At 50.3% G+C, this 24,709-nt stretch carries 19 protein-coding genes and 1 pseudogene; 1 reads left to right on the plus strand and 19 read right to left on the minus strand.

Going from position 1 to position 24,709, the window contains the following annotated elements; translation table 11 throughout:
* The first annotated feature begins 307 nt into the window (after positions 1-307).
* Positions 308-1,144, plus strand: coding sequence for an ATP-binding protein (locus Q7K71_05615; protein MDO8675573.1), 837 nt, complete (start codon positions 308-310; stop codon positions 1,142-1,144).
* Here Q7K71_05615 and Q7K71_05620 read toward each other — a convergent pair.
* The 19 genes and pseudogenes from Q7K71_05620 to Q7K71_05710 form a co-directional block, all read right to left on the minus strand.
* Positions 1,139-2,323, minus strand: a complete 1,185-nt coding sequence (locus Q7K71_05620) for an HD domain-containing protein (protein ID MDO8675574.1) — start codon at positions 2,321-2,323, stop codon at positions 1,139-1,141. The genes Q7K71_05615 and Q7K71_05620 overlap by 6 nt on opposite strands.
* Complete coding sequence (locus Q7K71_05625; protein MDO8675575.1) at positions 2,323-2,682, minus strand: response regulator; 360 nt, start codon at positions 2,680-2,682, stop codon at positions 2,323-2,325. Before Q7K71_05625 ends, Q7K71_05620 begins: the two co-directional genes overlap by 1 nt.
* Positions 2,683-2,712: 30 nt before the next feature.
* A complete protein-coding gene (locus Q7K71_05630; protein ID MDO8675576.1) occupies positions 2,713-4,014 on the minus strand; it encodes an ATP-binding protein in 1,302 nt (433 codons plus the stop codon).
* A gap of 866 nt (positions 4,015-4,880) precedes the next feature.
* On the minus strand, positions 4,881-5,477 hold the full coding sequence (locus Q7K71_05635) for a hypothetical protein (GenBank protein ID MDO8675577.1): 597 nt from the start codon (positions 5,475-5,477) through the stop codon (positions 4,881-4,883).
* 13 nt (positions 5,478-5,490) lie between these two features.
* Positions 5,491-6,774: an OmpP1/FadL family transporter gene (locus Q7K71_05640; GenBank protein ID MDO8675578.1), complete on the minus strand. Its 1,284-nt coding sequence runs from the start codon at positions 6,772-6,774 to the stop codon at positions 5,491-5,493.
* A gap of 132 nt (positions 6,775-6,906) precedes the next feature.
* Complete coding sequence (locus tag Q7K71_05645) at positions 6,907-7,368, minus strand: hypothetical protein (protein ID MDO8675579.1); 462 nt, start codon at positions 7,366-7,368, stop codon at positions 6,907-6,909.
* Positions 7,369-7,384: 16 nt separating this feature from the next.
* Complete coding sequence (locus Q7K71_05650; protein ID MDO8675580.1) at positions 7,385-9,610, minus strand: pre-toxin TG domain-containing protein; 2,226 nt, start codon at positions 9,608-9,610, stop codon at positions 7,385-7,387.
* Positions 9,607-11,298 carry a penicillin-binding protein 2 gene (gene mrdA / locus Q7K71_05655; protein MDO8675581.1) on the minus strand — a complete coding sequence of 564 codons (1,692 nt, stop codon included), beginning with the start codon at positions 11,296-11,298 and terminating at the stop codon, positions 9,607-9,609. The genes Q7K71_05650 and mrdA overlap by 4 nt, the downstream gene beginning before the upstream one ends.
* Positions 11,299-11,301: 3 nt before the next feature.
* The gene (mreD, locus tag Q7K71_05660; protein ID MDO8675582.1) at positions 11,302-11,787 is read right to left on the minus strand and encodes a rod shape-determining protein MreD; all 486 of its coding nucleotides are present in this window, start codon (positions 11,785-11,787) and stop codon (positions 11,302-11,304) included.
* Between the two features lie 54 nt (positions 11,788-11,841).
* Positions 11,842-12,315 carry an rRNA maturation RNase YbeY gene (gene ybeY, locus Q7K71_05665; GenBank protein ID MDO8675583.1) on the minus strand — a complete coding sequence of 158 codons (474 nt, stop codon included), beginning with the start codon at positions 12,313-12,315 and terminating at the stop codon, positions 11,842-11,844.
* Positions 12,305-13,657 carry an HDIG domain-containing protein gene (locus Q7K71_05670; protein ID MDO8675584.1) on the minus strand — a complete coding sequence of 451 codons (1,353 nt, stop codon included), beginning with the start codon at positions 13,655-13,657 and terminating at the stop codon, positions 12,305-12,307. Before Q7K71_05670 ends, ybeY begins: the two co-directional genes overlap by 11 nt.
* A complete protein-coding gene (locus Q7K71_05675; GenBank protein MDO8675585.1) occupies positions 13,654-14,619 on the minus strand; it encodes a PhoH family protein in 966 nt (321 codons plus the stop codon). Before Q7K71_05675 ends, Q7K71_05670 begins: the two co-directional genes overlap by 4 nt.
* A 6-nt stretch (positions 14,620-14,625) precedes the next feature.
* The gene (locus Q7K71_05680; protein ID MDO8675586.1) at positions 14,626-15,114 is read right to left on the minus strand and encodes a LysM peptidoglycan-binding domain-containing protein; all 489 of its coding nucleotides are present in this window, start codon (positions 15,112-15,114) and stop codon (positions 14,626-14,628) included.
* Positions 15,115-15,135: 21 nt separating this feature from the next.
* Entirely contained in the window at positions 15,136-16,524 is a 1,389-nt protein-coding gene (gene aspS / locus Q7K71_05685) for an aspartate--tRNA ligase (protein ID MDO8675587.1), read from the minus strand.
* Positions 16,521-17,789 carry a histidine--tRNA ligase gene (gene hisS / locus Q7K71_05690; GenBank protein MDO8675588.1) on the minus strand — a complete coding sequence of 423 codons (1,269 nt, stop codon included), beginning with the start codon at positions 17,787-17,789 and terminating at the stop codon, positions 16,521-16,523. Before hisS ends, aspS begins: the two co-directional genes overlap by 4 nt.
* Positions 17,790-17,793: 4 nt before the next feature.
* A pseudogene (locus Q7K71_05695) lies at positions 17,794-18,069 on the minus strand (HU family DNA-binding protein).
* A gap of 65 nt (positions 18,070-18,134) precedes the next feature.
* Positions 18,135-21,572, minus strand: coding sequence for a DNA polymerase III subunit alpha (locus tag Q7K71_05700; GenBank protein ID MDO8675589.1), 3,438 nt, complete (start codon positions 21,570-21,572; stop codon positions 18,135-18,137).
* 75 nt (positions 21,573-21,647) lie between these two features.
* On the minus strand, positions 21,648-23,207 hold the full coding sequence (gene guaA, locus Q7K71_05705) for a glutamine-hydrolyzing GMP synthase (protein MDO8675590.1): 1,560 nt from the start codon (positions 23,205-23,207) through the stop codon (positions 21,648-21,650).
* A gap of 182 nt (positions 23,208-23,389) precedes the next feature.
* Positions 23,390-24,559 carry a GuaB3 family IMP dehydrogenase-related protein gene (locus tag Q7K71_05710; protein MDO8675591.1) on the minus strand — a complete coding sequence of 390 codons (1,170 nt, stop codon included), beginning with the start codon at positions 24,557-24,559 and terminating at the stop codon, positions 23,390-23,392.
* Positions 24,560-24,709 lie beyond the last annotated feature (150 nt).

Here is a 24,709-nt window from a genome sequence, read left to right on the forward strand (position 1 = left end):
TTATAAAAAAATGAAAATAAGTGTAGGAATAAAGAATCTACAATTAAAATATCTATTTTACGGAATACTCATCGCTTATATAGGGGGAGCAACGAATTTCCCTCTCTGTTATAATATCCCAATTCCTCCTTTCGGAAATTTCTTCGTTTCGCTCTATACAATCTTTATCACATACGCTATTTTAAAATATCAATTAATGGATATACACATTATTGTTAAAAAGAGCCTAGTTTATTCAATATTGATCGCAATACTGACTGTATTCTATTTTAGTTCCATATATTTAGCCGAACGTATATTCCAAGAGATGCTTGGTTATAAATCATTGTTGATCTCCGTGACCTTGGCCTCATTCATTACGCTCATTTTTATTCCGCTTAAGAACATCATCCAATCTTTTATCGAAAAATATTTCTTTATGGGTAATTTCTTCCAACTAGCAGAACAAAATGAACAATTACGACGAGAAATTGTTCAATCCGAACGCCTGAAATCCATCGCCATCCTGGCCAGCGGCATGGCGCATGAGATCAAAAACCCGCTGACGGTCCTCAAAACCTTCAGCGAATTCCTGCCCCGAAAAATGGATGACAAAGAATTCCTCAAGAAATTCCAGCCCATGATCGCCCATGAGATCGACCGCATCAACGCTCTGGTTCATGAACTCCTGGACTTTGCCAAACCAGCTCCCCTTCAGATAAAGCCAACGCCCATCCACGCCCTTTTAGACCAAACATTGGAGATCTTAAGCAATGATTTTCTGAAACACAAAATTAACGTTCATAAGGACTATAGCCTGACAACGCCGGCGATATTGAATCTGGACCCCAATCAATTCAAACAAGCCCTGTTGAATATACTGCTGAATGCCATGGAAGCCATGCCGACGGGCGGCGCCGTCACCGTGACCACCCTCCCTTCTTCCGACCTGCAATACGCCCTGATCAAGATCCAGGATACCGGATGCGGGATCAGAAATGAAGATATCGCCCACATTTTTGACCCGTTCTTCACCAAAAAAGACCACGGCACCGGGCTTGGGCTCTCTATAACATACGAAATTGTGCGGGGACATCAGGGAAAAATATTTGCGGAAAGTGAAAAAGACAGGGGCACGGCGTTCGTGATCGAACTGCCTTTATAATTCCCCTTTGTGATAGAGTTCAACGATGGCCCGCACCGGCCTGGGGTTGAACTGCTTGCCGGAATATTTCTGGATCTCCGCGAGGGCGATCTCTTTGCTCAAACCCTTGCGGTAAGAACGGTCGGTGGTGATGGCATCAAATGTGTCTGCCACGGCGATAATGGCCGCGATCATCGGAATGGATTCTCCTTTTAAACCATCCGGATAACCGGCGCCGTCATAACGCTCGTGGTGGTATTTGACGCCGTTGATGCATTCCTCAAAACCCGTCAGGGGTGAAAGTATTTCCGCCCCGCGGGTGGTGTGGGTTTTCATGATCTCATACTCTTGCGGCGTCAATTTGTCCTGCTTGCACAAAATGGACTCTGGCACGCCGATCTTCCCGATGTCGTGCAATAATCCGGCGATATAAAGGTTCTCAAAAAATTTGGGAGGGAAATCCGCTGTCCCGTTGGCTTCCATTTGCCGCGCGACCGCAAGGGCGTATTTCGTGACGCGCTCGGTATGGCCGTGCGTATAAGCGTCCTTGGCTTCAATGGCCGACCCCAGGGCGATCGTGGTCTGGATGAAAAGATTACGGTTGCGTTCCGCTTCCCTCTTTAAATCCTCGAACAATTCGGCATTGCGTATGGCCATGGCCACGTCAGAAGCCAGCGCGGAAAAGAAATCCAGTTCTTCCTGGTCAAAACGCGTTTTATCGTATTTCTCCCCCAATAATAAGATCGCCAAAAGCATATGCTGATGATAAGCCGGCACGCAGGCCACGGCATTGAGTTTCGGCATTTGATGGCTGACGTCATGCAGGAGTTTTTTACTGCCGTTGCCGTTGGAAATGACGCTTTCCTTCCATATCATTTTATTGATGTCCTCGGCCAGGATCGCGTTGCGGTTCCCGACAAGGTATTTGTATTCCTTTTCAATGAACAACTTGATGATGGGGTGGTTGCGGTCAAAACGGACAAAGCCCTCCGGGATCCTGGCGCCCTGCTCTCCGCGGGAAATGGACAGGACATAATTGTCCTTAACAGGGTCATAGAGGATCATGCCGGCATGCTGGATACGGACCTTTTGGACAATGGAACGGACGATGAGTTTGATCAAAAGCCGGGGATCGTGGATGAGGATCATCCCCTTGGCCGCGGATTCCAGTTCTTTCTTATAATCGATCTTGGTGGACATTAGGAAGCCATCTGGCTTAAAACGATCTTCTCGAGTTCCTCAAGGATAAGAGGTTTGTGGACATAACTGATGACGCCCAGGGCATTGGCTTCTTTAATGACCGCTTCATCCTCGACGCCGGTGACCATGATGACCTTGGTCTGCTTGTCTGTTTTACGCAATTCGCGCAAGACCTCTATTCCGGTCATTTCCTCCATGCGCACATCCAGCAAAACAAGTTGGGGCTTGTTCTTGATGATCAGATCCAGGGCCTCACGGCCGCCGGAGGCCGTCAGGACCTCAATGCCGCGTTTTTTAAAAAAACTCTTCGCGAATTCCCGGATGTCCGACTCATCATCCACGATCAAAAGTTTGGACATATCAAACCCCTTTATATTTTAATAAAAATATCATTCAACAGCAACGGGAAGACGCAATTTCATCCGTGTCCCGGCCATATAATCGGACAACATTTCCACTTTTCCTTTATGATTGTCCTCAATGATCTTCTTGATCACATAAAGCCCGAGGCCCGTGCCTTTCTTGCTGGAAAGTTTGGTGGTAAAAAAAGGCGTGAATAATTTATGGACGTCTTCTTTTTTCACTCCCATGCCATTGTCCTCAAAGATAATCTCAACCCAACCATCCTCCGGCGCCACACGGACCGTCAGTGTCGGCTGATACTGCGGCTCTTGCTTTTCGGTCTTTCTTTGCATCATCGCGTCATAAGCGTTATCGATGAGGTTAAAGAAAACCTCCTGCAGTTGCGTAAAATTCCCTTTGATCTTGGGGATATTCTGCGGGTCATAGGCGTGCACCACCTGAAGTTCCTGCACCTTGATCTTGAATTGGGCCATTTCAAAAGCGGACTTGAAGGCCTGGTTAAAATCAATGGCCGCGAAACCGGCATCGCCTTTGCGCGTGTATTTCAAAAGGCCCTGCACGACCTCGCCCCCCTGCACCACATTCTCCTGCACGCGGTTGAAAGCCCGCTCAAGGTCCGCTAAAAGTTCTTTGACCTTGTCAGAACCCTCCATATTCTTGCTCAATTTCAAGGAATCCAAAGCATCGCCGGCAATAAAGCCGAGGGCATGAAAACGGTTATTGATCTGATGCGACAGGCCGTCGGCCATGGTCCCGATGGTGGCCATCTTTTCCGCCTGGAACAACTGCTGTTGTGTGATTTTCATGTCTTCATAAAATTGGGCATTCTCAATGGCCAAAGCCGTCTGATTTGCCAAAATGGAAAACACAGATAAGTCGTCTTCGCTATATAATTTTCCGGATTCTTTCTTACCTAAAATAATAATGGCTAATAAGCGCTTCTCGATCAAAATAGGCAAAACCAGGTCTCCTTCCAATGCCGCCACGATCTTCTCAACGGCAACCAGGTCCTGATCAGCGTAATCCTGGATCTTTTGCTTAAGCTCTTCATAAACGATGGGAGCGCCGGTTTCGACCAAATAGGTTATCAAAGGCGAATCATCCGCAATGGTTTTGATAAAGGTGACATTGCCGCTGCGGCGCTTATGAGCACCCAGAATAAACTGATTCTTAGGCCGGTCATGCATATACACCAAAGCATGGTCCAGACGGACCGCGCGGGTGACGATATAAACGATCAGGTTCAGCAATTTCTTTAAGTCCTTTACCCTGCTCATCCCCGTAGAGGCCTGACGCAATGTCGTCTGGTAGCGGCGTTGCTCCTGCAATAACTGGTCTTCCGCCCTTTTTTGTAAAAATAAATAAATAAACGGCCCTACCGTAGCAAGGAATCCCATTAGTGTAATAGGTATTAACCATAGGCCTTGGCCTAATAATTTGAAACCGACCCAAATAGGAATGCCTAATACAAGAGTATAAACAATAATGAAAGTGGTAGCCCTAGTAATTGCTACACGAATATCCATTAGTTGATATTTAACTATTGTATAGCTAACTATGATGAACCAAAAAATCGTTAAGGGAGGGCCAAGCCAGATATAATCAAATACTCGAAACCATAATAAATAAACGTTGCTAGCTCCTGACATTAAAGCAATGGTGAGATTTGCTATGGTAATATACTTGAGTTGAAGTTTTAAAATTCCTTCAGATCTTATAAAATTTTGAAAAAACCGTATAAAAGCAAAAAGCAGCAAGGCACATAGCTGCACATCCCACAATATTTTACTCGGACCATAAATAAACCCTTTCACTCCATTATCAACAAAAACACCTTTTATAATCATATCTGTCTCAAAAATCAGATAGGAAAGAAGAATCATGGGAGAAAAAACTAATAAAGTTCTAAATTGAAAAATTTTGGATTGCGCGTAGGAATAACAATATGCAAAAAGAAGAAACGATGGAGCAATAAAGCCTCCTGTGGAATACAAAAACTTCGCCCAAAACAACTCTCCCGACTTATCAGAGACCAAAAAAAACATACCAAGACCAAAAGACCATAAAGTCATGGAATTTGCAAAGATGGCAAAAAAACGAGCTAGAAATTTATTGTGACCTTTGAATAAAATAAATGCGGAAAAAAGAAAATAGGCGAAAGCGAAGAAAAAAAGCAGATAGGCTTTTAATAACACTATCCAACCTCTGGTACTTCAACGGCCTTCCAAATTAAATCTTTATTTGTTAAATAAAACTTCACAGAGGTTATCTCACCAAATGCGGAGACACCGAAGAAAATCTTGGTCGTACCAAAAACAAGCTGTAATTTCTTCTTTATAATTCTAGTTTCAGCATAAAACGTCGTCCCTTCTTTTCTAGGTTGTATTAGGCCATTATTCAATGCACCATTTGCTAAGAAAACATGCTCTGCTTCTACTGCTTGAGGTGTAAATTCGGGATATTGAAAAGCAACGTGAACTGTCCCAGAAGACGGCATCAATAAACCTGCCAATGCCAGATATATGGTTTCATTATAATGGCCTTTTGTATCTTGCCGAGAAATACTTCCTACAACAATACTGCTCGTACATTCTGGCCGGGAGTTATCGCTCTTAAAAATAATAATTTTATTCGCCCTTAAGAAAGGGGGAGTAAAAGCAAGAACAGTCATCATTTTCTTTTGATCAGCTTTTAGAAGAATTTCTTTATTGCTGTATCTATCCCGAAGATCAAAAGGCAATTGTTTACCAAAAAAATCTTCTACTTCCTGAATTACAGTTTTAGGACTCATAAAAAGCTTAAAATTAAAATTTATAGGTTAATGTCATAAGGCCAATATTCGTAAATTGTTTATAATCCCCATCAACGGTGGCGCCGCTGGAGGAGCCGACATCGTTATCGATCTTCCTGTGTTCATAGATCAAGGCCGAGTAGGCCAGATCCAGGGTCAAACGCGGGGTCAGGTCATAGCCCAAGCCGGTCGTGATGCCGTGGGAATCGCTGTCCGGCAAACGGGGATCCCAGGTGGTCTGGGGAATAGGCGTATTGTGATGATAATACCCGCCGCGCAGGCGCAAACGGTCGTTGGCCGCATACTCCGCGCCAACGGCCTGGGACCACACCGACTTCCAGTCCCGCGACGCGGGGTTCCCGTCGTTTAAGACCAGCAACCGCGTGGTGTCTGTTTCATCCCTCCAATTAACGGCCTCATTCTTAACGCTGGACCAGTCCATCCATTCCACATCAAGATTAACGGTCCACTTGTTCGTGGGCTTAAAACTGTAGCCCAGCACAACACTTTGGGGCAAGGTGAATTTCTCGGTCAACGTGGTCTCATAAGCCGTGCCTCCGAAAATCGCCTGGTAATTGCTTCCGCTGCTGTTCAGGTTGTTCAAATACCCCTTACCTTCATAAATATGCTTGATACGGCTGCGGTACATCAAACCGAGTTGATGGCGGTCATTGACCTTATACATCGTGGCCAGCCGATAACCCCACGCGTTGTCCCTGGCTTTCAATTGAAAATCGCCGTCGGTACCGCCCGTTTGAGGCAGTTTCTTTTTCTTATTGGCTTTAGAATGATCATTGTCCGCGCTGACAGCCAAAGACCATTGGTCCGTCACCTGATAAGCCGCGGTCAGCATATAATCCTTGTTTTCGATCACAGATTCAGTGGCCACATAACGCAAATTGCTGTCCTGCGCCCAGTTCGTGCCAAGGCCGAAATAAGAAGTTTCTCCCACGCCGAGGGACAATTTATTATTGATGGGAACGGCTAAATACGCGTGCGGCACAAAAAACGTATCGCGGCGCATCTGTGTTTTATCACCGGCAAAATTCTTGTAATCCACCTGTGGAGCGATCAGCGCTGATCCGACGGACACCTGTGTATCCCTGATCTGGGTCAAACCGGCTGGGTTATAATAAATGGCTGCTGGAGTGTTGGCCTGACCGACAAAAGCAGAGCCCTTACCCATGGCGCCCGCATCGGGCGTTTCAACACGAAACGAACCCGAACCGGCCGCAAAAGCATTGCCTCCCCAAAGAACACTTAAAGCAATAACGGCAAATGCAGAACATTTGAACATCGCCTGCCTCCTGTTTCAATTTTAGGAATATTTTATATTTATAATAATGAGTTAATTATATCCTCGTCGAAAGGGAGCCGCAAGGATGAAATCGGAAATTTTAGGAAGGCGCCAAGATCAAGGATTGATCAACTATTCATAACCATACTTTTTGGGGTTTGAAAAGATCGCATCAATGGTGGAATTTGCCTGTTCATCACTTAACTCAACTTTCTTTAAAATTTCAAGGAGTTGTTCCTTATCTCTTTTATTGACTGCTAAATCAAATACCTCTGATAATTTAGCTGCAAATAACCTTTCATTGACGGTCATGGCACTGAATCTTTTCCCTTCCTTGGAATTCTTCTTAATTAAATCCAGGTCCCAACCTCGATCTTTTGCCTCCTTTTCTAATTCTTTCAGTTTTTCAGTCAAAATAATCTCCATCTCATCTAAAGGCGGGGGAAAAAACCAATCCATCAATTTTTCTAATTGATCCTGAGGCATATGTTTATCCAATTCTCTGATAAGACTATCGATCTTAGGAGAAAAAACAGAAAGTTTATAAATTAAAATGTCGATTATCGGGTCACCACTCGGTTCAATCATTGTCATAAATAGATCCTTTAAACTAAAATTCCGGATTTACACCTGAAACTCTTTCTATTTTAATCTGGGATTCAGAATCTGGAATAAAATATTCTATTTCTTGACCTGGATTACCGTGCAATTCATCTGCTGGCTTCACTTTAATATCTTTTACAGCAACAATCCTACCTTCAACAACAAATCTTCCTTTATTTTGATCTGGCAGACCTAAACTACTTCGTGGATTTGGACTCAAACTGGGATTGATTGGTGTCCAAGAGGGGGCAAATGGTTCCGCTCCTTTTGCATCAATATTCTTATTCACATCTTTACCAATAATACGGTAAACTTTCTGTCCGACTGTAGGAGGACCATGCAATACTGCCTTTGCCTCTGCTTCACCAAGGGCTGTTTCAGTATTTTTAGTTAAACTGTTTTTAAATACAGACACCGCCTTATCTAAACTTTTTCTCCCTTCAGGTATATCCCGTATCACTTTAGAAGCCAGCTGACCCGCTAATCCCTTCTCCATTCCGCCGGCAACCGCTGCCCAGGCCTTACCGCTTCCAACAAATATTCCCAGACAACTGATAGTTCTTTCTAAGCCACCTAATCGTTCACCGGTAAACAGATCTTTGCCGCTCAAAAACTCATACATGGACACGACATTGCCAATGACCGGGATCGACCCGACCCCTAATCGCGCCGTACTGATAAGCAAATCCCCGACGTTTACCTTCAATTGTGAAACATTGTCGGCATTATCGGATGGTATTGTATTCCCGAAAATCAGGCTTTGCGGGAATAACAGTTCTTCTTTTGTAATGCCATTTCTTTTTGAAACAGCCGCGACATTTTCAACAATATTTTCAAACTGATCGTATTCGATCTTTTTTGTCTCTTGAGAGGCCTTATCTACGACCCTTTTCAAATCTTGGACCGTATCAATGTCCTTCTGAATTTGTTTCTTGATTTCAGGTAAGGGGGATTGTGCTGGATTAAGAAAAGCTTGAACAGGAATCTGCCCACTATTAATTCTTGCGCGGGCATCTTGCTTGCATCGTTCAAAATTGTTTTCAGCTTGTTTATAACACCGCTTTTTTTCTTGATCACAAATTTTAAATTCTTCCTTACAGTCACGCCAAATTTTATCGCAACTCTCCTTCTCATCATAAAACTGCAAATACTTGCACTTTCCCTCTTCAAATGACGCCAAAGCTCCTAAATAATCCTTCCTTGCCTTTCGAACCAAACCGTCAATCCCGGGATAATCCGGGTTTAGGGATTGGACTTTTTCGATTTGTTCTTTTAAAAATCTGCGGTAATAAATGGGGTCGCCGTACGCGGGAGCCTCGTCCGATCTGGCATAAATCTCATTCTCTTGGGGCAACAGGCGGGGAGCACAATAGGAATTGTTTTCGCAAAAATCACCTTCATAGCTATTTTCCCAGGCACGGTACAAACATAAATACGATTCAAACAAAGCAGGGTCAATGTCCTGGGATCTCTTGCATGACTCAATAAGGTGCTGGTGTCCTTCATTTTGATATTCGGTCCTTTGAATATAGGAAAACGCATCGTCAGGAAACCTTTTAATAAGCTCATCAAAAAAATTCAATTCCTTGTTTGATCCAAGAAATTTATCATAACTTAATAGGTCCGCCCTTAATAAATATGCTTCTCTATAATGACCGTCGAGTTGGATCGCCCTTAATAAATCCTGGCTTGGATCAAATGCATATTCATACCGCACAGGATAAGCATAGACATCAACCAATCTCCCGACGTCTTCATAGGCCCGTTTCAAAGATTCAGAGGATTCGGCTACGCCGCAAGAGGGGTGTTGAATGATCTCATCATAGACCGGTTTTAAAATACCCGAATTTCTTAAGTAATGGACATAGAAGAAACTTTGGAGTTTATGATTGTAAAATTTGATGCTGGCACAATCCCTGATGGCATCATCTAACAGCAGCAATTCAAAAGATAAAAGGGCCCGCCGATAATATGATTTCGGATCATTTGGTGATTTTTGGATCTCTCCCTTGGTTTTGGCAATATCGTGAAAAATGCCTGTGACCCTCTCTCTGAACAATGTCAGTAAAGCATCACTAGGATCGGCCGCTAAAGTATTGGTATTGTTTTTAGTTATTTCTTGCGGATCTGTTAACTTGGATTGGGGGGTATTGCCGGGTAAAAAAGCTGAGGCAAAAGCAAGGCCAGGATTAAAAAACAGGATGGTAAGAAACAGTTTGAAAACAAATCTCATATGATCCCTTGGCTTTGCATGCGCAGCAGGAGGTCGCGCGTCAGCAGGACCGCATTCGCGCTGGAGCCGCCATGTTCGAGGAAAACGCAGAAAACGATGCCGGCTTTGTCCGAACGCGCCCAGCCGGTGAGCCACGCGTGATTGGCCCTGCCTTCTCCGGCCTGGGCCGTGCCGGTCTTGCTCCAGATCTTCATGTTCGCCACGTCAGCAAGCGCGTGCGCCGTTCCTGCCTCATCGGTGACCGCGCGCCTTAAACCATCACGCACGACCGTCCACACGTTATCCCGCAGCCGCACGCGGGGCAATCGTTTAAGGTCCACTGGCGCCACGGGCTTATTGTCCACCGCTTTCAAAAGCCGCGGACGCAGGATCAGCCCGTCGGAAGCGACCGCTGCCATCATCACGGCCAATTGCAAGGGTGTTGCCAGCGTTTCCCCCTGACCGATGGACAAATTCAACGTATTGCCCTTATACCACCGGGTCACCCCGCCTGAAGGGCGGGACAGGTGTCCGCTGGATTCAAAGGGCAGGTCAATGCCTGTGGGACGGCCAAGCCCAAGGGCCCGGGCATATTGCGTCAGGTATTTGGGACCCGCCAACAACCCCAAATGAAAAAAATACACGTTGCACGAATGCGCGAGCGCGTCCCAAAGATCTTGCGTGCCGTGAACATGCGCGCATCCGAAACGCGTTCCGCCGAGCATATAATAACCGGGGCAATCAAATGACGCGTCAGGCGTGATCTTTTTTGTCTGTAAAGCCGCCGAAGCCACCACCACCTTGAACACCGATCCCGGCGGGAACTGTGCGTTGACCGCGCGGTTGATGAATGACGCCCCGCCAACGGCGGGGTCCAGGTATTTCCGGATGTTTTGCGGATCAAAGGACGGGGAACTGACCAGGCCCAGGACATCGCCGTTGGACAGGTCCATCACCACCACCGCCCCGCGACGCCCGGCCAAAAACTCGTCGGCAGCCGTTTGCACGCGCGCATCAAGGGTCAATGTGATGTCCTTCCCCTTTTGCGGCTCCTTGATGCCCAAAAGCCGGACCTGCCGGCCCCGCGCGTTCACCTCGATCTGCCGGCCCCCGGACCGGCTGCGCAAAAGCGGATCGTAAAACCGTTCCACCCCGCTTTTACCGGTCGTACTTAAAGGCGTGTAGCCGTATTCGGCAAACGCGTCCGATTCGCCGGGATCCACCTTGCCCACATAACCCAGGGCGTGGATGCCTGCCGCGCCCAACGGATAAACCCGTTCAAACCCTTTCTCCACGACCAGCCCCGGATACCGGAACCGGTTCTCTTCAACCGTGATGAGCGTCCTGCGGTCAATGTTCTCCGCCAACAGCACGGGCACGAACGGCGCCGTGCGCTTGCGGTCATACTGTTTTCTCAAATACCCGGGACTTTTATGGAGAACGCCGGAAAGAAAATTAAAAAGATCGTCCCTGTCTTCCACTTCCTGCGCGATAACGCCCAGATGGAACGCCTGCCGGTTGTCCGCCAGCACGATGCCGTTACGGTCAAAGATCCTTCCCCGGGGGCCGTCGTCAGGGATGATCCGGATGCGATTGTTGACGCTTTGATCGTGATAATACTCGCCCCGGATGATCTGAAGATAGGACAAAGCGATGATGACGACGGCCAAAGCGGAAAAAACGATATTGCGCAAAATGTCTAAACGCATATTTTATAATTTGAATTTAACAACGATATTTCTTAATCCCTGAAAAACAAAGGTGGCCGCGACCATGGTCGTGACCAGTTGGGGTATTAAGATAAAGAACACGGCCTCCGTCAGGCGCACCTCATGCTGGCGCAGGCGCAGGACGGTTTCCAGGATAAAACAACCCGTGACGACAAAGAAAGCGGCCATGGCCCGCGAAAAACGGGACCCCGGCTGGTAAATGTTCTTGCGGATATACGTGGCCAGGTAAGCCCCGGCGATATAGATAAAAAGATAGGTGCCGAACGGCTGTGGGCCGAACGCGTCGCGGATAAGCCCGGCAACAACGGCGGCCCAGATCCCGTAACGGATGCCCCAATATAGATTGCAAAAAATAACGACGAGGATGAGAAGTTCAGGCTTGCCCCACACGCCGACGGTATTATAAAGGACGAATTCGGCAAGAAAAAAAAGATAGGCGATCAGGGCGATAGCAGCGGCGCGTTTCATAGCGAATGAATTATGGGGACACAATACTTAATTCAAACTTCGCATCCCTCAGAATTAAGTTTTGTGTCCCCATAATTCCATAATCTCCTGTTCTTTCCGGCGCATGCGTTTAACATCTTCGGGCGAACGGTCATCGTAACCGCACAAATGCAAAATGCCGTGGACGACGTAAAGGATGAGCTCGCGTTCAAAGGTATTCCCGTAACGTTTGGCATTGCGGGCCGCCACGGCAGGACAAATGATGATCTCGCCACCGGCTGTCACCCCCGAATGTTTTTGTCGGGGGTCCAGACATGTATGTTCTGGATTCCCGACAGAAGCATTCGGGAATGACAAAACATCCGTGACGTAATCATGTCCGAGGTATTCGCGATTTAAGCGCCGCATGCGTTTCTCACCCACGAAAACAACGGATAGATCAGCAAAATTAAATTTTAATTTGCGGCAAGCGGACCGCAGGGCGGTTCGGACTTTTGGGACGGGAATAGGGATTTTTCTTTGGAAATTAGAGATGTTCTCATTTTCCATTTTCTTCTTTTTCCGGATATTTAATGCGGCTGTGGTACATGGCTGTCAGGACACGGACAAAGGTCGCGGCGATGGTGTCGATCTCGCGCAGGGTCAGATTGCACTCGTCCAGCTGGCCGTCGATGAATTTATTGTTGATGACCTTGTGCACGATGTCCCCGATCTTCTGCGGGGTGTGTTCATCCAGCGCGCGGGTCGCCCCCTCAACGGAATCAGCCAAAAGCACGATGGCTGTTTCCTTGCTTTGCGGCTTGGGGCCGGGATAACGGTAATCCTCTTCCCCCACCGGCCGGTCTTCCTCCCCTTCGGTCACGGCCTTCTGGTAAAAATAATGGATCAGGCTGGTGCCGTGATGCTCGGGGATAAAGTCCACGATGCGCCCGTTGAGTTTGTATTTCCGGGCCAGTTCAATGCCTTCCTTGACGTGGTTGAGGATGACCAGACGGCTCATGGAAGGCTCGAGATCGTCATGCTTATTGCCCGTGACCATCTGGTTCTCGGTGAAATATTCGGGTTTGACCATTTTACCGATGTCGTGGTAATAAGCCCCGACCCTGACCAGAAGCGCGTGGGCCCCGATGGCATCCGCCGCGGTCTCGGCCAGATTGCTGACGATCAAACTGTGATGATAGGTGCCCGGCGCCTCGACGACCATGCGTTTTAAAAGCGGATGCGAAGAGTCCGACAGTTCCAAAAGCGTAAAATTGGTGATCTCGCCGAAGACCAGTTCAAAGATCTTCAGCGTTGCCATGACGAACAGCCCGGCCAAAAGGCCGTTGATGGCCAGCGGTTTAAGGATGTAAAGGACGATGTCCGCGTTGATGACGGGGTTGAGCAGCAAATAACAGCTGACCTGGACAAAGGCCACAAAAACCCCGGCGGTCAAAAACACACTGCGGTTGCGCGCCTCTTTCACCTTATAGACGCCGGCCAGGGAACTCATAAAAAAGATCAAAAGGTCGGGCACGTTAAACCCGAGCATCAGTCCGCTTAAGGCCGCGCTCATGAACGCCATCATGAACGCCAATTGCACGTCGTTAAAAAGGAGCATGACCAGCATCGGCACCGCGGCCACGGGAAAATAATAAATCGAAAAAGCCGTCGTGGACCTTAGAACATAAGCGGAAAAGACCAGTACGGCCAGCAAAAGCCCCAGATGCAAAAATAAACGCGCCTCGGCGCGTTTATACAAAAACAAATGAAGTCCGAAAAGGAAAACGAAAAACGGGATGATCAAAGGCAGGCCGGAAAAATGGCAAAACACCGTTAAGGCCGCAAGGGTCAGGCCCAACATGACGATGTGGTCAACAGACAACGGCGATTGAGGACCGGTTTTATTCATACACGCTTGTTGTTGGTGTCCCCATTTTTACCATACGCCTCAATGATCTTCTGCACCAGGTCATGGCGGACGGTGTCTTCGCTGGTCAAATGGATGAATTTGATCTCCGGCACGCCCGCCAGCACCCGCTCGGCTTCAGCCAGGCCATGAGGCCCGGCATTGGGCAGATCGCTTTGGGTGACATCGCCGGCGACGACGACCTTGGAATCAAATCCCATACGGGTCAAAAACATTTTCATCTGGTCGGGCCGGCTGTTCTGGGCCTCATCCAGGATGACAAAGGCCTCGTTGAGCGTGCGGCCGCGCATGAACGCCAAAGGCGCCACCTCAATGATGCCCTGTTCGCTGTACTGCTCGACCTTTTCCGGTTCCATCATGTCGTAAAGCGCGTCATATAAAGGCCGCAAATACGGCAAGACCTTCTCGACCATATTGCCGGGCAAAAAACCGAGATTTTCTCCCGCTTCCACGGCCGGACGCGTCAGGATGATGCGGCGCACCAGGCCTTTTTTCAGCGCGTTGACCGCCATGGCAATGGCCAGATAAGTTTTGCCCGTCCCGGCGGGACCGATGCAAAAAACAAGGTCATAGTTTTTGATGGCCTCCACATATTCGATCTGCCCCTTGGTCTTGGGGGTGACAAGGCCGCCTTTGACCGAAACTTCGATCTTCTCCTTGGCGAGGCGCTTGAAATCAATTTCTTTCTCTTTATCCACCAGCCGCAGGGCATAAACGATGTCGGCTTTCTTGACATCCTTGCCCCGCTCGACAAAGGTCATCAGGTAAGAAAAAAGTTCGCTGGCCCTTTGCGCCTGCGGCTCCTGGCCGACGATCTTGATGCCGTCCTCGGAACGCAGGATGCGCACGCCGAGTTCTTTCTCGATCAGTTTTAAATTCTGGTCGTAGCGGCCGAACAGCAGTTGGAGATGCTGGTTATTGTCAAACTGAAGGCGGAATTCCATCGTTGACTATTCCCCGGCGGGAATGGTGAGCACGGTACCCGGCCTGACAAAATTTGGATTTTTCAATTTGTCCTTATTGGCCTCATATACCCTGGTCCATTTGCCGTAAGAACCGTAGAATTTCTTGGCGATCTTCTGCAGGGTGTCGTCCTTTTGCACCGTATAGGTCACGCTTTCCCCGGAGCCGGAAACGGCAGGGGGCGCCGGCACATCCTCCGGCTGATCCGCGGCAACGGCTTGTGTCGTGGTCTGGGACGCCGTCTCCCCGGCCTTCTTGGCTTTGGGAACGGACGCGGGTTTGCTCACCTCCAGGACATACACCTTGCGCGTCTTTTTCTCCGGCTCCTGATAGGTCCCGGAACCGGTCAAAGATCCCGCGTTGCCCGATGGCCCGATATCCACGCGGTCCTTGGTCATCACATAGGTCTGCGCTTTAATACCGCAACCGGCGGCGAAAATAACGGCCAAAACCAGGAACAAAAATCTCTTAAACATTTAATTCTCCTTTGTTAATGCCTATTTTTTAACCGGCGCGCAAACCAAACCCAATTCCTTCAATTGCTTCACATCCACCTCCGACGGAGCGTCCGTCATCAGGCATGTCCCTTTTTGCGTCTTGGGAAAAGCGATGCAGTCACGGATGGATCCGTTGCCCGTCAGGATGGTGACGATACGGTCAATGCCGTAGGCCACCCCGGCGTGCGGCGGCGCGCCGTACTCAAAAGCGCGCAACAGGAAACCAAAGCGCTTCTGCGCTTCCTGGGGGTGTAAACCGATGATGTCAAAAATCTTTTGCTGTAACTCCCGGCGATGGATACGCACCGAACCGCTGCCGATCTCATGGCCGTTAAGGACCAGGTCATACGAACGGGCGCGCACCTTGCCGTACTCCCCTTTTTCCAAAAGAACGACATCGTCCGGATGGACGGACGTGAACGGGTGATGCTCGCTCTCCCACCGCTTTTCTTCGGCATTATACTTCATTAAGGGAAAGTCCACAACCCAAAGAAAAGAAAAACCATCCTTGTCTTTGCGGATGTCCGGCTTGTCGCTCTTATATTTGGCCATGGCTTCGGCATGGGTCATGCGCGCGAACGGAACAGGCAGGTCAATGTTCAAAACATCCTTGAATACTTTCTGATAAAGCCGCTCAGTGAGGCCGAAAACGAACTCCTCATCCACAAAGGACATTTCCATGTCCAATTGCGTGAATTCCGGCTGACGGTCGGCGCGCAGGTCTTCGTCGCGGAAACACCTGACGATCTGGTAATAACGGTCCATGCCGGAGACCATCAGGATCTGCTTGAACAATTGGGGCGACTGCGGCAGGGCGTAGAAACTGCCCGGTGTCAAGCGTGACGGAACAAGGAAGTCACGCGCGCCCTCCGGCGTTGATTTCGTCAACACGGGGGTCTCGATCTCGGTAAAATTTTCATTGTCCAGAAAAGCGCGCATGGCCGCACACAGTTTATGGCGCAAGATCAGCGAGTCTCTTACCTTCTTGCGGCGGATGTCCAAATAGCGGTAGGTCAGGCGCAGGTCTTCGGAGGCCTCGATATTGTCGTCGATCTCAAAGACAGGCACCTTGCTGGTATTGAGGATCTCCAGGTCCTTGGCCAAAAGCTCAATGTCACCGGCAGGGACATCAGGATTGACATTTTTGGGCGGCCGCACATTGACCGTGCCCGTGATCCTGACCACGAATTCCGGCCCCAGTTTTTGCGCCTCTTCGTGGGCCTTGGGGCTGACCGACGGGACGAACACCACCTGTGTGATGCCGTAACGGTCGCGGATATCAATGAAGATGAGTTTGCCGTGGTCGCGCCGGCGATGCACCCAGCCGCACAACACCACTTCTTGATCTTTCAGGGTCTTGTTCAATTCACCGCACGTGTGCGTTCTCATAATAACCTTTTTCTTAAATACTCCAATACTCCTTCCAACTTCACGTTCTCCTGTGCGCCGCTCGTCATATTTTTAACAGCGATGGCGCCATTTTTCATTTCTTCCTCGCCTAAGATCAACGCGAAACGCGCGTTCAATTTATTGGCACGGTTCATCTGCGATCCGATCTTGCCTCCACTGTAGCTCATGTCCGCGCTGATGCCGGCATGGCGCAAATCGTTAACGAGCTTGAATGCCTGTTTCTGCCCCGTCTCATCCATAGTGATCACAAAGGCATCGATGGTGGACGGCACCGGCTGTGTGGCGCCCGATGCCAATAAAATACGATCAATGCCCAAGGCAAAACCAATGGCGCTGAAATCTGTTTTGGCATCACCGCCCAGTTCATGCACGAGACCGCCATAGCGGCCGCCGGCGCCGACGGCATCCTGACTGCCCAGACCATCGGCGGTGATCTCAAAGACCGTGTGCGTATAATAATCCAAACCGCGTACCAAATGCGGCGCAATTTCAAAATCAACACCGACGCTCTTTAAAGCGTTTTGGACGGATTGGAAATGGTCTTGGCCGGCGTCAGATAACGGCAGTTTTTTGACCACAGAAGCGGCCACTTTACGGCATGCTTCATTCTTACAGTCCAACACGCGGAACACATTGCGCTCAAAACGATTTTGACATTCTTCGCACAGATCTTTCTTATGTTTTTTCAACTCCCCCCTTAACCAAACAGAAATGTGTTCTTTGTCTTCTTTTGAACCCAGGGAATTGATCTTAAGTTTTGGGTTCTTGACCCCGAGCGCCTTCAATAAATGCATGGCCAGCGCCAAAATTTCCGCATCCAGATGCGGCGAGGCGCTGTTGGGGCCGATGGCCTCCACCCCGATCTGGTGGAACTGGCGCAAGCGGCCTTTTTGCGGACGCTCGCCGCGGAACATCGGGCCTATGTAAAAAAGTTTTGACAGCGGCTCCTTCTTGTCAAAACTGTTCTCAATATAAGAACGCACCACCGAGGCCGTGCCTTCGGGGCGCAGCGCGTACCCCTCTTCCTTGCTGGTGGCTAATTCCAAAAGTTGTTTATTGACGATGTCGCTGGCCTGGCCGAGGGAGCGTTTAAAAAGCGCGGTCTCTTCATAAATGGGTGTGCGGATCTCGCGGTAACCGTAGGATTTGAGGATCTTGCGGGCTTTGGATTCTACATCTTCCCAGAGAGGAATAACGTCAGGAAGTATATCGGAGGTGCCGCGCGGGACAGAAAATTTCTGCATGCTATTACTTTACTTTTTGCTTCATTTCAAGACCGGACTTGAACACCACGACCTTACGGGGAGGAACAGGCACGCTTTGCCCCGTGCGGGGATTGCGGCCGAAACGGGCCTTGCGCTCCTTGATCTTGAACACGCCGAAATTGCGCAGTTCCACTTTTTCGCCGCGCATAAGCGAATCAACGATGACGTCAAAGGTCTTTTGCACGATCCTTTTGACATCCACCTGCTTGATGCCGGTGGCGTCCGTAATTCTCAAAACAATATCTTTTTTGGTCATTGACCCTCTCCTTGGATTACGTAGAAATTTAACGCAAACATAGTATCAACAAGGACTTACGGTGTCAACTAAATTGTTACGGTAAAGCGGTCGTCGCCCACCAGGGTCTTGATCTCCTCCATCAAGACCTCGCTGGGGGTGACATGGAGGTCTTTTCCCACCAGGATCTGGACACTTTTATAATTTTTGGTGTCGATCTGCAGGTACACCGGGGTCTTGCCGGGAAAACGCGCCAATTTTTCTTTCAATTTGTCAAAACCGGCCTTGCCCACCTTGGAGAGGTCCACATGGATGCTCTTGATCAGATCATAGACCTCATCGATGCCGGCCATCTCATTGGCCACCATCTTGACCAAACCGTCGCGGAAATTCACCTTGCCCTTGACCACAACCACCGATCCCTCTCTGAGATACGGCACCATTTGGGTATAACTTGACGGAAAAACCACCAGCTCCATTTCCCCGTCCATGTCCTCCAAACCGACAATGGCCATGCGCTCGTTGGTTTTCTTGGTCGTGGTCAATTTGACGCTTTTGATGAGCCCGATCATGCGCACATCCTGCCCGTCGCGGGCGTTTTTCAAAGACCCTGTCGTGAAATCCGCGAACTCACCGATCTCGGCCTTGTACCTTTGCAGGGGATGGCCGCTTAAATAAAAACCCAGCAGCGTTTTTTCATTGGCCAGCACCTGGGCCTGGGGCCATTCGGGAATATCGGGTATCTGTTCATCCCGTTTGCCGAAACCGCCGTCCTGGCCTTTGATATCGAAAAACGAGACCTGGCCCACATCCGCCTCCTGCTGGGCCCTCGTGCCGGACTCCAGGGCCCGCTCCAGCACGGCGAATAATTGCGCGCGCCGGCATCCAAAGCAATCCATGCTCCCCGACTTGACCAAGCTTTCCACCACCTTGCGGTTGTTCAGCCGCAGATCCACCCGGCGGCAAAAATCAAAAATGGAAACGAACGGTCCGTCTTTCTTGCGCGCATGGACCATGGACTCAATGGCACCACCCCCGATATTCTTGACCGCCAAAAGCCCGTAACGGATGGCTTTGTCATTCACGACGGAAAAACGGGCCTCGCTATGATTAACGTCGGGCGGCAGGATGCTCAAGCCCATGGCCTGCGTTTCCTTGACGTACTCAACGACCTTGTCCGTGTTGTCGCGCTCGCTGGTCAAAAGCGCGGCCATGAACTCAACGGGATAATTGGCCTTCAAATACGCCGTGCGGTACGTGATCAACGCGTAGGCCGCGGAATGGCTGCGGTTAAACCCGTAGCCGGAAAAATAATCAATGAGGTCAAAAAGCCGGTTCGCCTCGTGTTCAGGAATGCCGCTGTTGGCCTTGCATCCCTCGACGAAGAATGAACGCATTTTTTCCATCTCCGCCGGTATTTTCTTGCCCATGGCCTTGCGCAGATCATCGGCCTGGGCCATGCTGAAGCCGGCCAGAACAGAAGCGATCTGCATGACCTGCTCCTGATAAACAATGATGCCGTACGTGGTCTTGAGCAACTCCTGCAGTTTGGGATGGGGATATTTCACCTTCTGGGGATCGCGTTTGCGCTCAATGAAATCATCCAGCATGCCTGACCCCATGGGGCCCGGACGGTAAAGCGCCAGGATCGCGATGAGGTCCTCAAATTCCGAGGGCTTCATTTTCTTGAGAAGGTCGCGCATCCCCCCGCTTTCCAGCTGGAAGATTCCGAAACTGTTGGCCTGGCCCAACATGTCATAGGTTTTGGCATCGTCGAGCGGTAAGGCATCGATATCAATATCCTTGCCCTTATGTTCCTTGATGAGTTTAACGGCGTCCGCGATGACGGTCAGCGTCCTTAAGCCCAGAAAATCTATTTTCAAAAGCCCCATCTTGGAAATGCCGTCCATGTCAAAACCGGTGGTCACCTGGCCGTCCGTGCTCCTGAACATCGGCACATGTTCAGCCAGCGGCCTGTCAGCGATGACCACCCCCGCGGCATGGATGGACGCGTGACGATTCAGACCCTCCAGGACCTGGGCCGTGGCCACAAGGTCGCGGGTGGTCTTGTCGGTCGCCACCAGTTCCTTCAACTGCGGTTCAATGTCCAGCGCCTCATCAATGGTGATGCCGATATTATTGGGGATGAGTTTGGCGATGCGGTCCACGTCGGCGTAACTGACGGCCATGGCCCGGCCCACGTCGCGCACCGCGGCCTTTGCCTGCATGGACCCGAAGGTGATGATCTGCGCCACATTGTCGCGGCCGTATTTCTGCGTCACGTAATCAATGACCTCATTGCGCCGCTCATAACAAAAATCAATGTCAATGTCCGGCATGCTTTTGCGGCCCGGGTTGAGGAAACGTTCAAAAAGAAGCCCGTATTTGATGGGGTCCAGGTCCGTGATCCCCAAAAGATAGCTGACCAGACTGCCGGCGGCTGACCCGCGGCCGGGTCCGACCGGGATCCCTTTGCTTTTGGCATAATGGATAAAATCCCAAACGACTAAAAAATAACTGACGAACCCCATGTCCTCAACGGCCTTCAGTTCAAATTCCAGGCGCGCCGAAAGTTCGCCGGAAACCCTGGCTGTCCCGTAACGGCGCAGGAGCCCCGCGGCACACAGTTCGCGCAGGTACCCTTCCTTGGTTTTTCCGACGGGGGTCTCGTAACGCGGCAAATGATACTGGTCAAAATCCAGTTTCAGGTCGACCTTTTCGGCGATGGCCAGGGTATTTTTGACGGCATCGGGCACGGCGGCGAACTGGAGCTCCATGTCATCGGCGGATTTAAAATAAAACTGGTCACTGCCGAATTTCATGCGCCGGGGGTCATCCAGCGTTGTCTGCGTTTGTATGCACAACAACGCCTCATGCGCGTGACTTTGGTCATGCTCCAGATAATGCACGTCATTGGTCGCGACCAGCGGCAGACCCAGCCGGGCCGCGATCTTGATCAGCCCCTCATTGACTTTTTTCTGCTCGAGGAGACCGTGGTCCATCAATTCAATGTAAAAATTGCCCTGGCCGAAGATCTGGTTCAAATCGTCAGCGGCTTTCACAGCGGCGTCATAGTTGCCCTTAAGCAAATGACCGGGCACTTCCCCTCTCAAACAGGCGGACGTGGCGATGAGGCCTTTGGCGTATTGGGACAAAAGGTCGTGGTCTAAACGGGGGCGATAATAAAAACCTTCCAGGTATCCGGCGGAGACGAGTTTGACGAGGTTGGCGTAGCCCTGGGCGTCTTTGACCAAAAGGACGAGGTGGGACAGGTTTCTCTGGTCGGGATTCTTGTCAAAACGACTATGGGGGGCGACATAGGCCTCACAGCCGATGATGGGCTTGATCCCGGCTTTTTTGGCGGCCTGGTAGAAATGCACGGCACCGAACATATTGCCGTGGTCGGTCATGCCCAAGGCCGGCATCCCTAAGCGGACTGCCTTTTGGACCAATTCATCAACGCGGCAGGCACCGTCGAGCAAACTGTATTGGGTGTGGACGTGGAGATGAACGAATTGGGATGACATACTGAATTATAGGGACACAATACTTAATTCAACAATAGATAATAACAGGAATTAAGTTTTGTGTCCCCATAATTCTTATTCCCATTCAATGGTCGCGGGTGGTTTGGAGCTGATGTCATACACGACGCGGTTAACGCCCTTGACTTCATTGATGATGCGGTTGGAAATTTTTCCCAGGATATCGTGGGGCAAATGCGCCCAATCCGCGGTCATGCCGTCCTGGCTCGTGACGCAGCGCAGGGCAATGACATTCTCGTAGGTGCGCGCATCCCCCATGACCCCCACGGTCTTGATGGGCAAAAGCACGGCAAAGGACTGCCACAGGTCGTGGTAAAGGTTGGCTTTCTTGATCTCGTCCATGACCCGCTCATCCGCCTCTCTTAAGATCTCCAAGCGCTCCTTGGTGACCTCGCCGATAACACGGATGGCGAGACCCGGCCCGGGGAACGGCTGGCGTTTGAGAATGGAATCAGGCATGTTGAGGCTCTTGCCGATGAGACGCACTTCATCCTTGAACAATTCACGCAAGGGCTCGACGAGTTTGAACTTCATGTCCTTGGGCAGACCGCCGACATTGTGATGGCTCTTGATGACCGCGGAAGGCCCGCCGGTGGCGGACACGGACTCAATGACATCCGGATAAAGCGTGCCCTGGCCCAGAAATTCCGCGCCCTTGATCTTTTTGGCCGCGTCCTGGAAAACACGCACGAATTCGTCGCCGATGGTCTTGCGCTTGGCTTCCGGGTCTTCAACGCCTTTGAGGCGCTCAAGAAACCTCTTTTCCGCGTCGATCACGGTCAGGTTCATCTTGAAATGGCCCTTGAACGTGCGCTGGACAGAAGCCGATTCATTTTTGCGCAAAAGCCCGTTGTCCACAAAAATACAATAAAGTTTTGTGCCGATGGCTTTCTGGAGCAAAACAGCGGCGACGGACGAATCCACCCCGCCGCTCAAGCCCAGGACCACCCTCTTATTGCCGACGAGCTCCTTGATCTGTTTGACCGAGACGTCAATGAACCGGTCCATGGTCCAGCGGGGCAGGCATCCGCAAATGGTATAGGCAAAATTCTGCAGGACCTGGATGCCGCGCTGGGTGTGCACGACTTCCGGGTGGAACTGGACGCCGAAGATCTTCCTCGTCCGGTTGCCGATGGCCGCGTTGGCGGAATTCAACGTATGCGCGATGCGGACAAAACCCGGAGGAGGCGCCGCGATCTCATCGCCATGGCTCATCCAGCACGTCAAATTCGTGGAAAGGTTCCCGAACAGGTCCTTGTTGCTGTCAATGAACAATTCGGCCCGGCCGTATTCGCGGCCCTTGGCTTTGGCGACCTTACCTCCCAGGACATGCGTGATGACCTGCATGCCGTAACAAACACCCAGGATGGGAATACCGAGTTTAAAGATATCTTTGTTGGGCAGCGGAGCTTTGGCGTCGTAAACGCTTTGCGGCCCGCCGGAGAGGATGATCCCTTTGGGGGCGATCTCTTTGATCTTATCGGGGGAAATGTCATACGGAACGATCTGGCTGAAAACCTTGCTTTCGCGCACGCGCCGGGCGATCAACTGGGTGTATTGGGACCCGAAATCAAAAATGAGGAGGATGTCGCGGCTTTTCTGCTTTCTCACCTCCATCGGTATGATCTTCGCCGAGGAGCGCAATTTGATGGGCTTCATGAGCCCATGCACCGCTTTCTTTTTGACGACCTTCCTCTGAACAACCCTTCTAATCTTCTTGTGTATGATCTTCTTATGCACAATTTTCTTGTGCACAGTTTTCTTGTGCGCAGGTTTCTTATGAACGGCCTTTTTCTTAATCATTTGCCCATCCCTACACGTTGTCCAACCTGGAATACCTTGCCTTCGGTCTGTATGGACCCGGCGATGATGATCTCGACGTCGTGCATCTCTTTGATACTGGAAGCGCCCAATGACCCCATGGAGGTCTTCAAAGCGCCCAAAAGGTTTTGCGAACCGTCGTCCACGCGCGCGGGGCCCACGAGAATTTCTTTAAGCGAACCGCTGGTGCCGACCTTGATGCGCGTGCCGCGCGGCAGATTGGCGTGGGAGGTGGCCATGCCCCAATGATAACCCCTGCCCGGCGCTTCTTCGGCTTTGGCGAACGCGGAGCCGACCATGACCGCATCCGACCCGGCCGCGAAGGCCTTGCAGATCTCCCCTCCGATGCGCATACCGCCGTCGGTGATGATGGGGACGTATTTGCCTTTGCGCTTGAAATAATAATCGCGCGCCGCCGCGGTGTCCACGGTGGTCGTGATCTGCGGAACGCCGATCCCCAAAACCCCGCGGGTCGTGCACGCCGCGCCCGGGCCGATGCCGACCAAAAGCCCGTCGGCGCCGATCTCCATCAGTTCCAGGGCCATCTCATAGGTGACGCAATTGCCGATGATGACCGGGATCTTGGATCCCTTACAAAATTGCTCAATATCTAAGACCTTGTATTCCGTGGAAATGTGACGCACCGTGGCCACGGTGCTTTGCATGACGAAAATGTCCGCCCCGGCCTCGATGGCGATCTTCGCAAAACGTTCGGCGTTCTGCGGAATGCAGCTGACCACCGCCGGAACTTTATGTTTTTTGATCTCCGCGACGCGTTTGGCGATCAGCGTGTCCTGAACAGGATTGGCCTTGGCCTCATAAATGGTCTGCACCAGCTTGGTGGCTTCGTCCGGTGTAGCTTTGGCGATCTGGTCTAAAACCTCTTTCGGATTTTCATAACGGGTCTGGATGCCGTCTAAGTTCAGGACAGCGATGCCGCCCAATTGACCCATGGCCACCGCGAATTTGACATCCACCACCCCGTCCATGGCCGCGGCCAGGATAGGGACCTGGAATTTATGCTTGCCGATGACCCAGCTGGTGTCCACCTCATTGGGGTTGACCGTCACCGATCCGGGAGCCAGGGCCACTTCGTCAAAGCCATAACACCTGCGCGCCCTGCGCCCAATGCCGATCCAATCAGCCATTGTGCAACCTCCGTATTTTCAATGGGATACAGACAAACAGAAAAAAATTAAACGTTCTTTTGAAAGGTTTTTAAGGGCTGATTATATAGATAAAGGGATAAAAAGTCAACGAATAAAAAAGGGGACACCATAAAGTGTCCCCTTTTTATT

Source organism: Candidatus Omnitrophota bacterium (assembly GCA_030650275.1).
In the GTDB taxonomy this organism is placed as follows: domain Bacteria; phylum Omnitrophota; class Gorgyraeia; order Zapsychrales; family Fredricksoniimonadaceae; genus JACPXN01.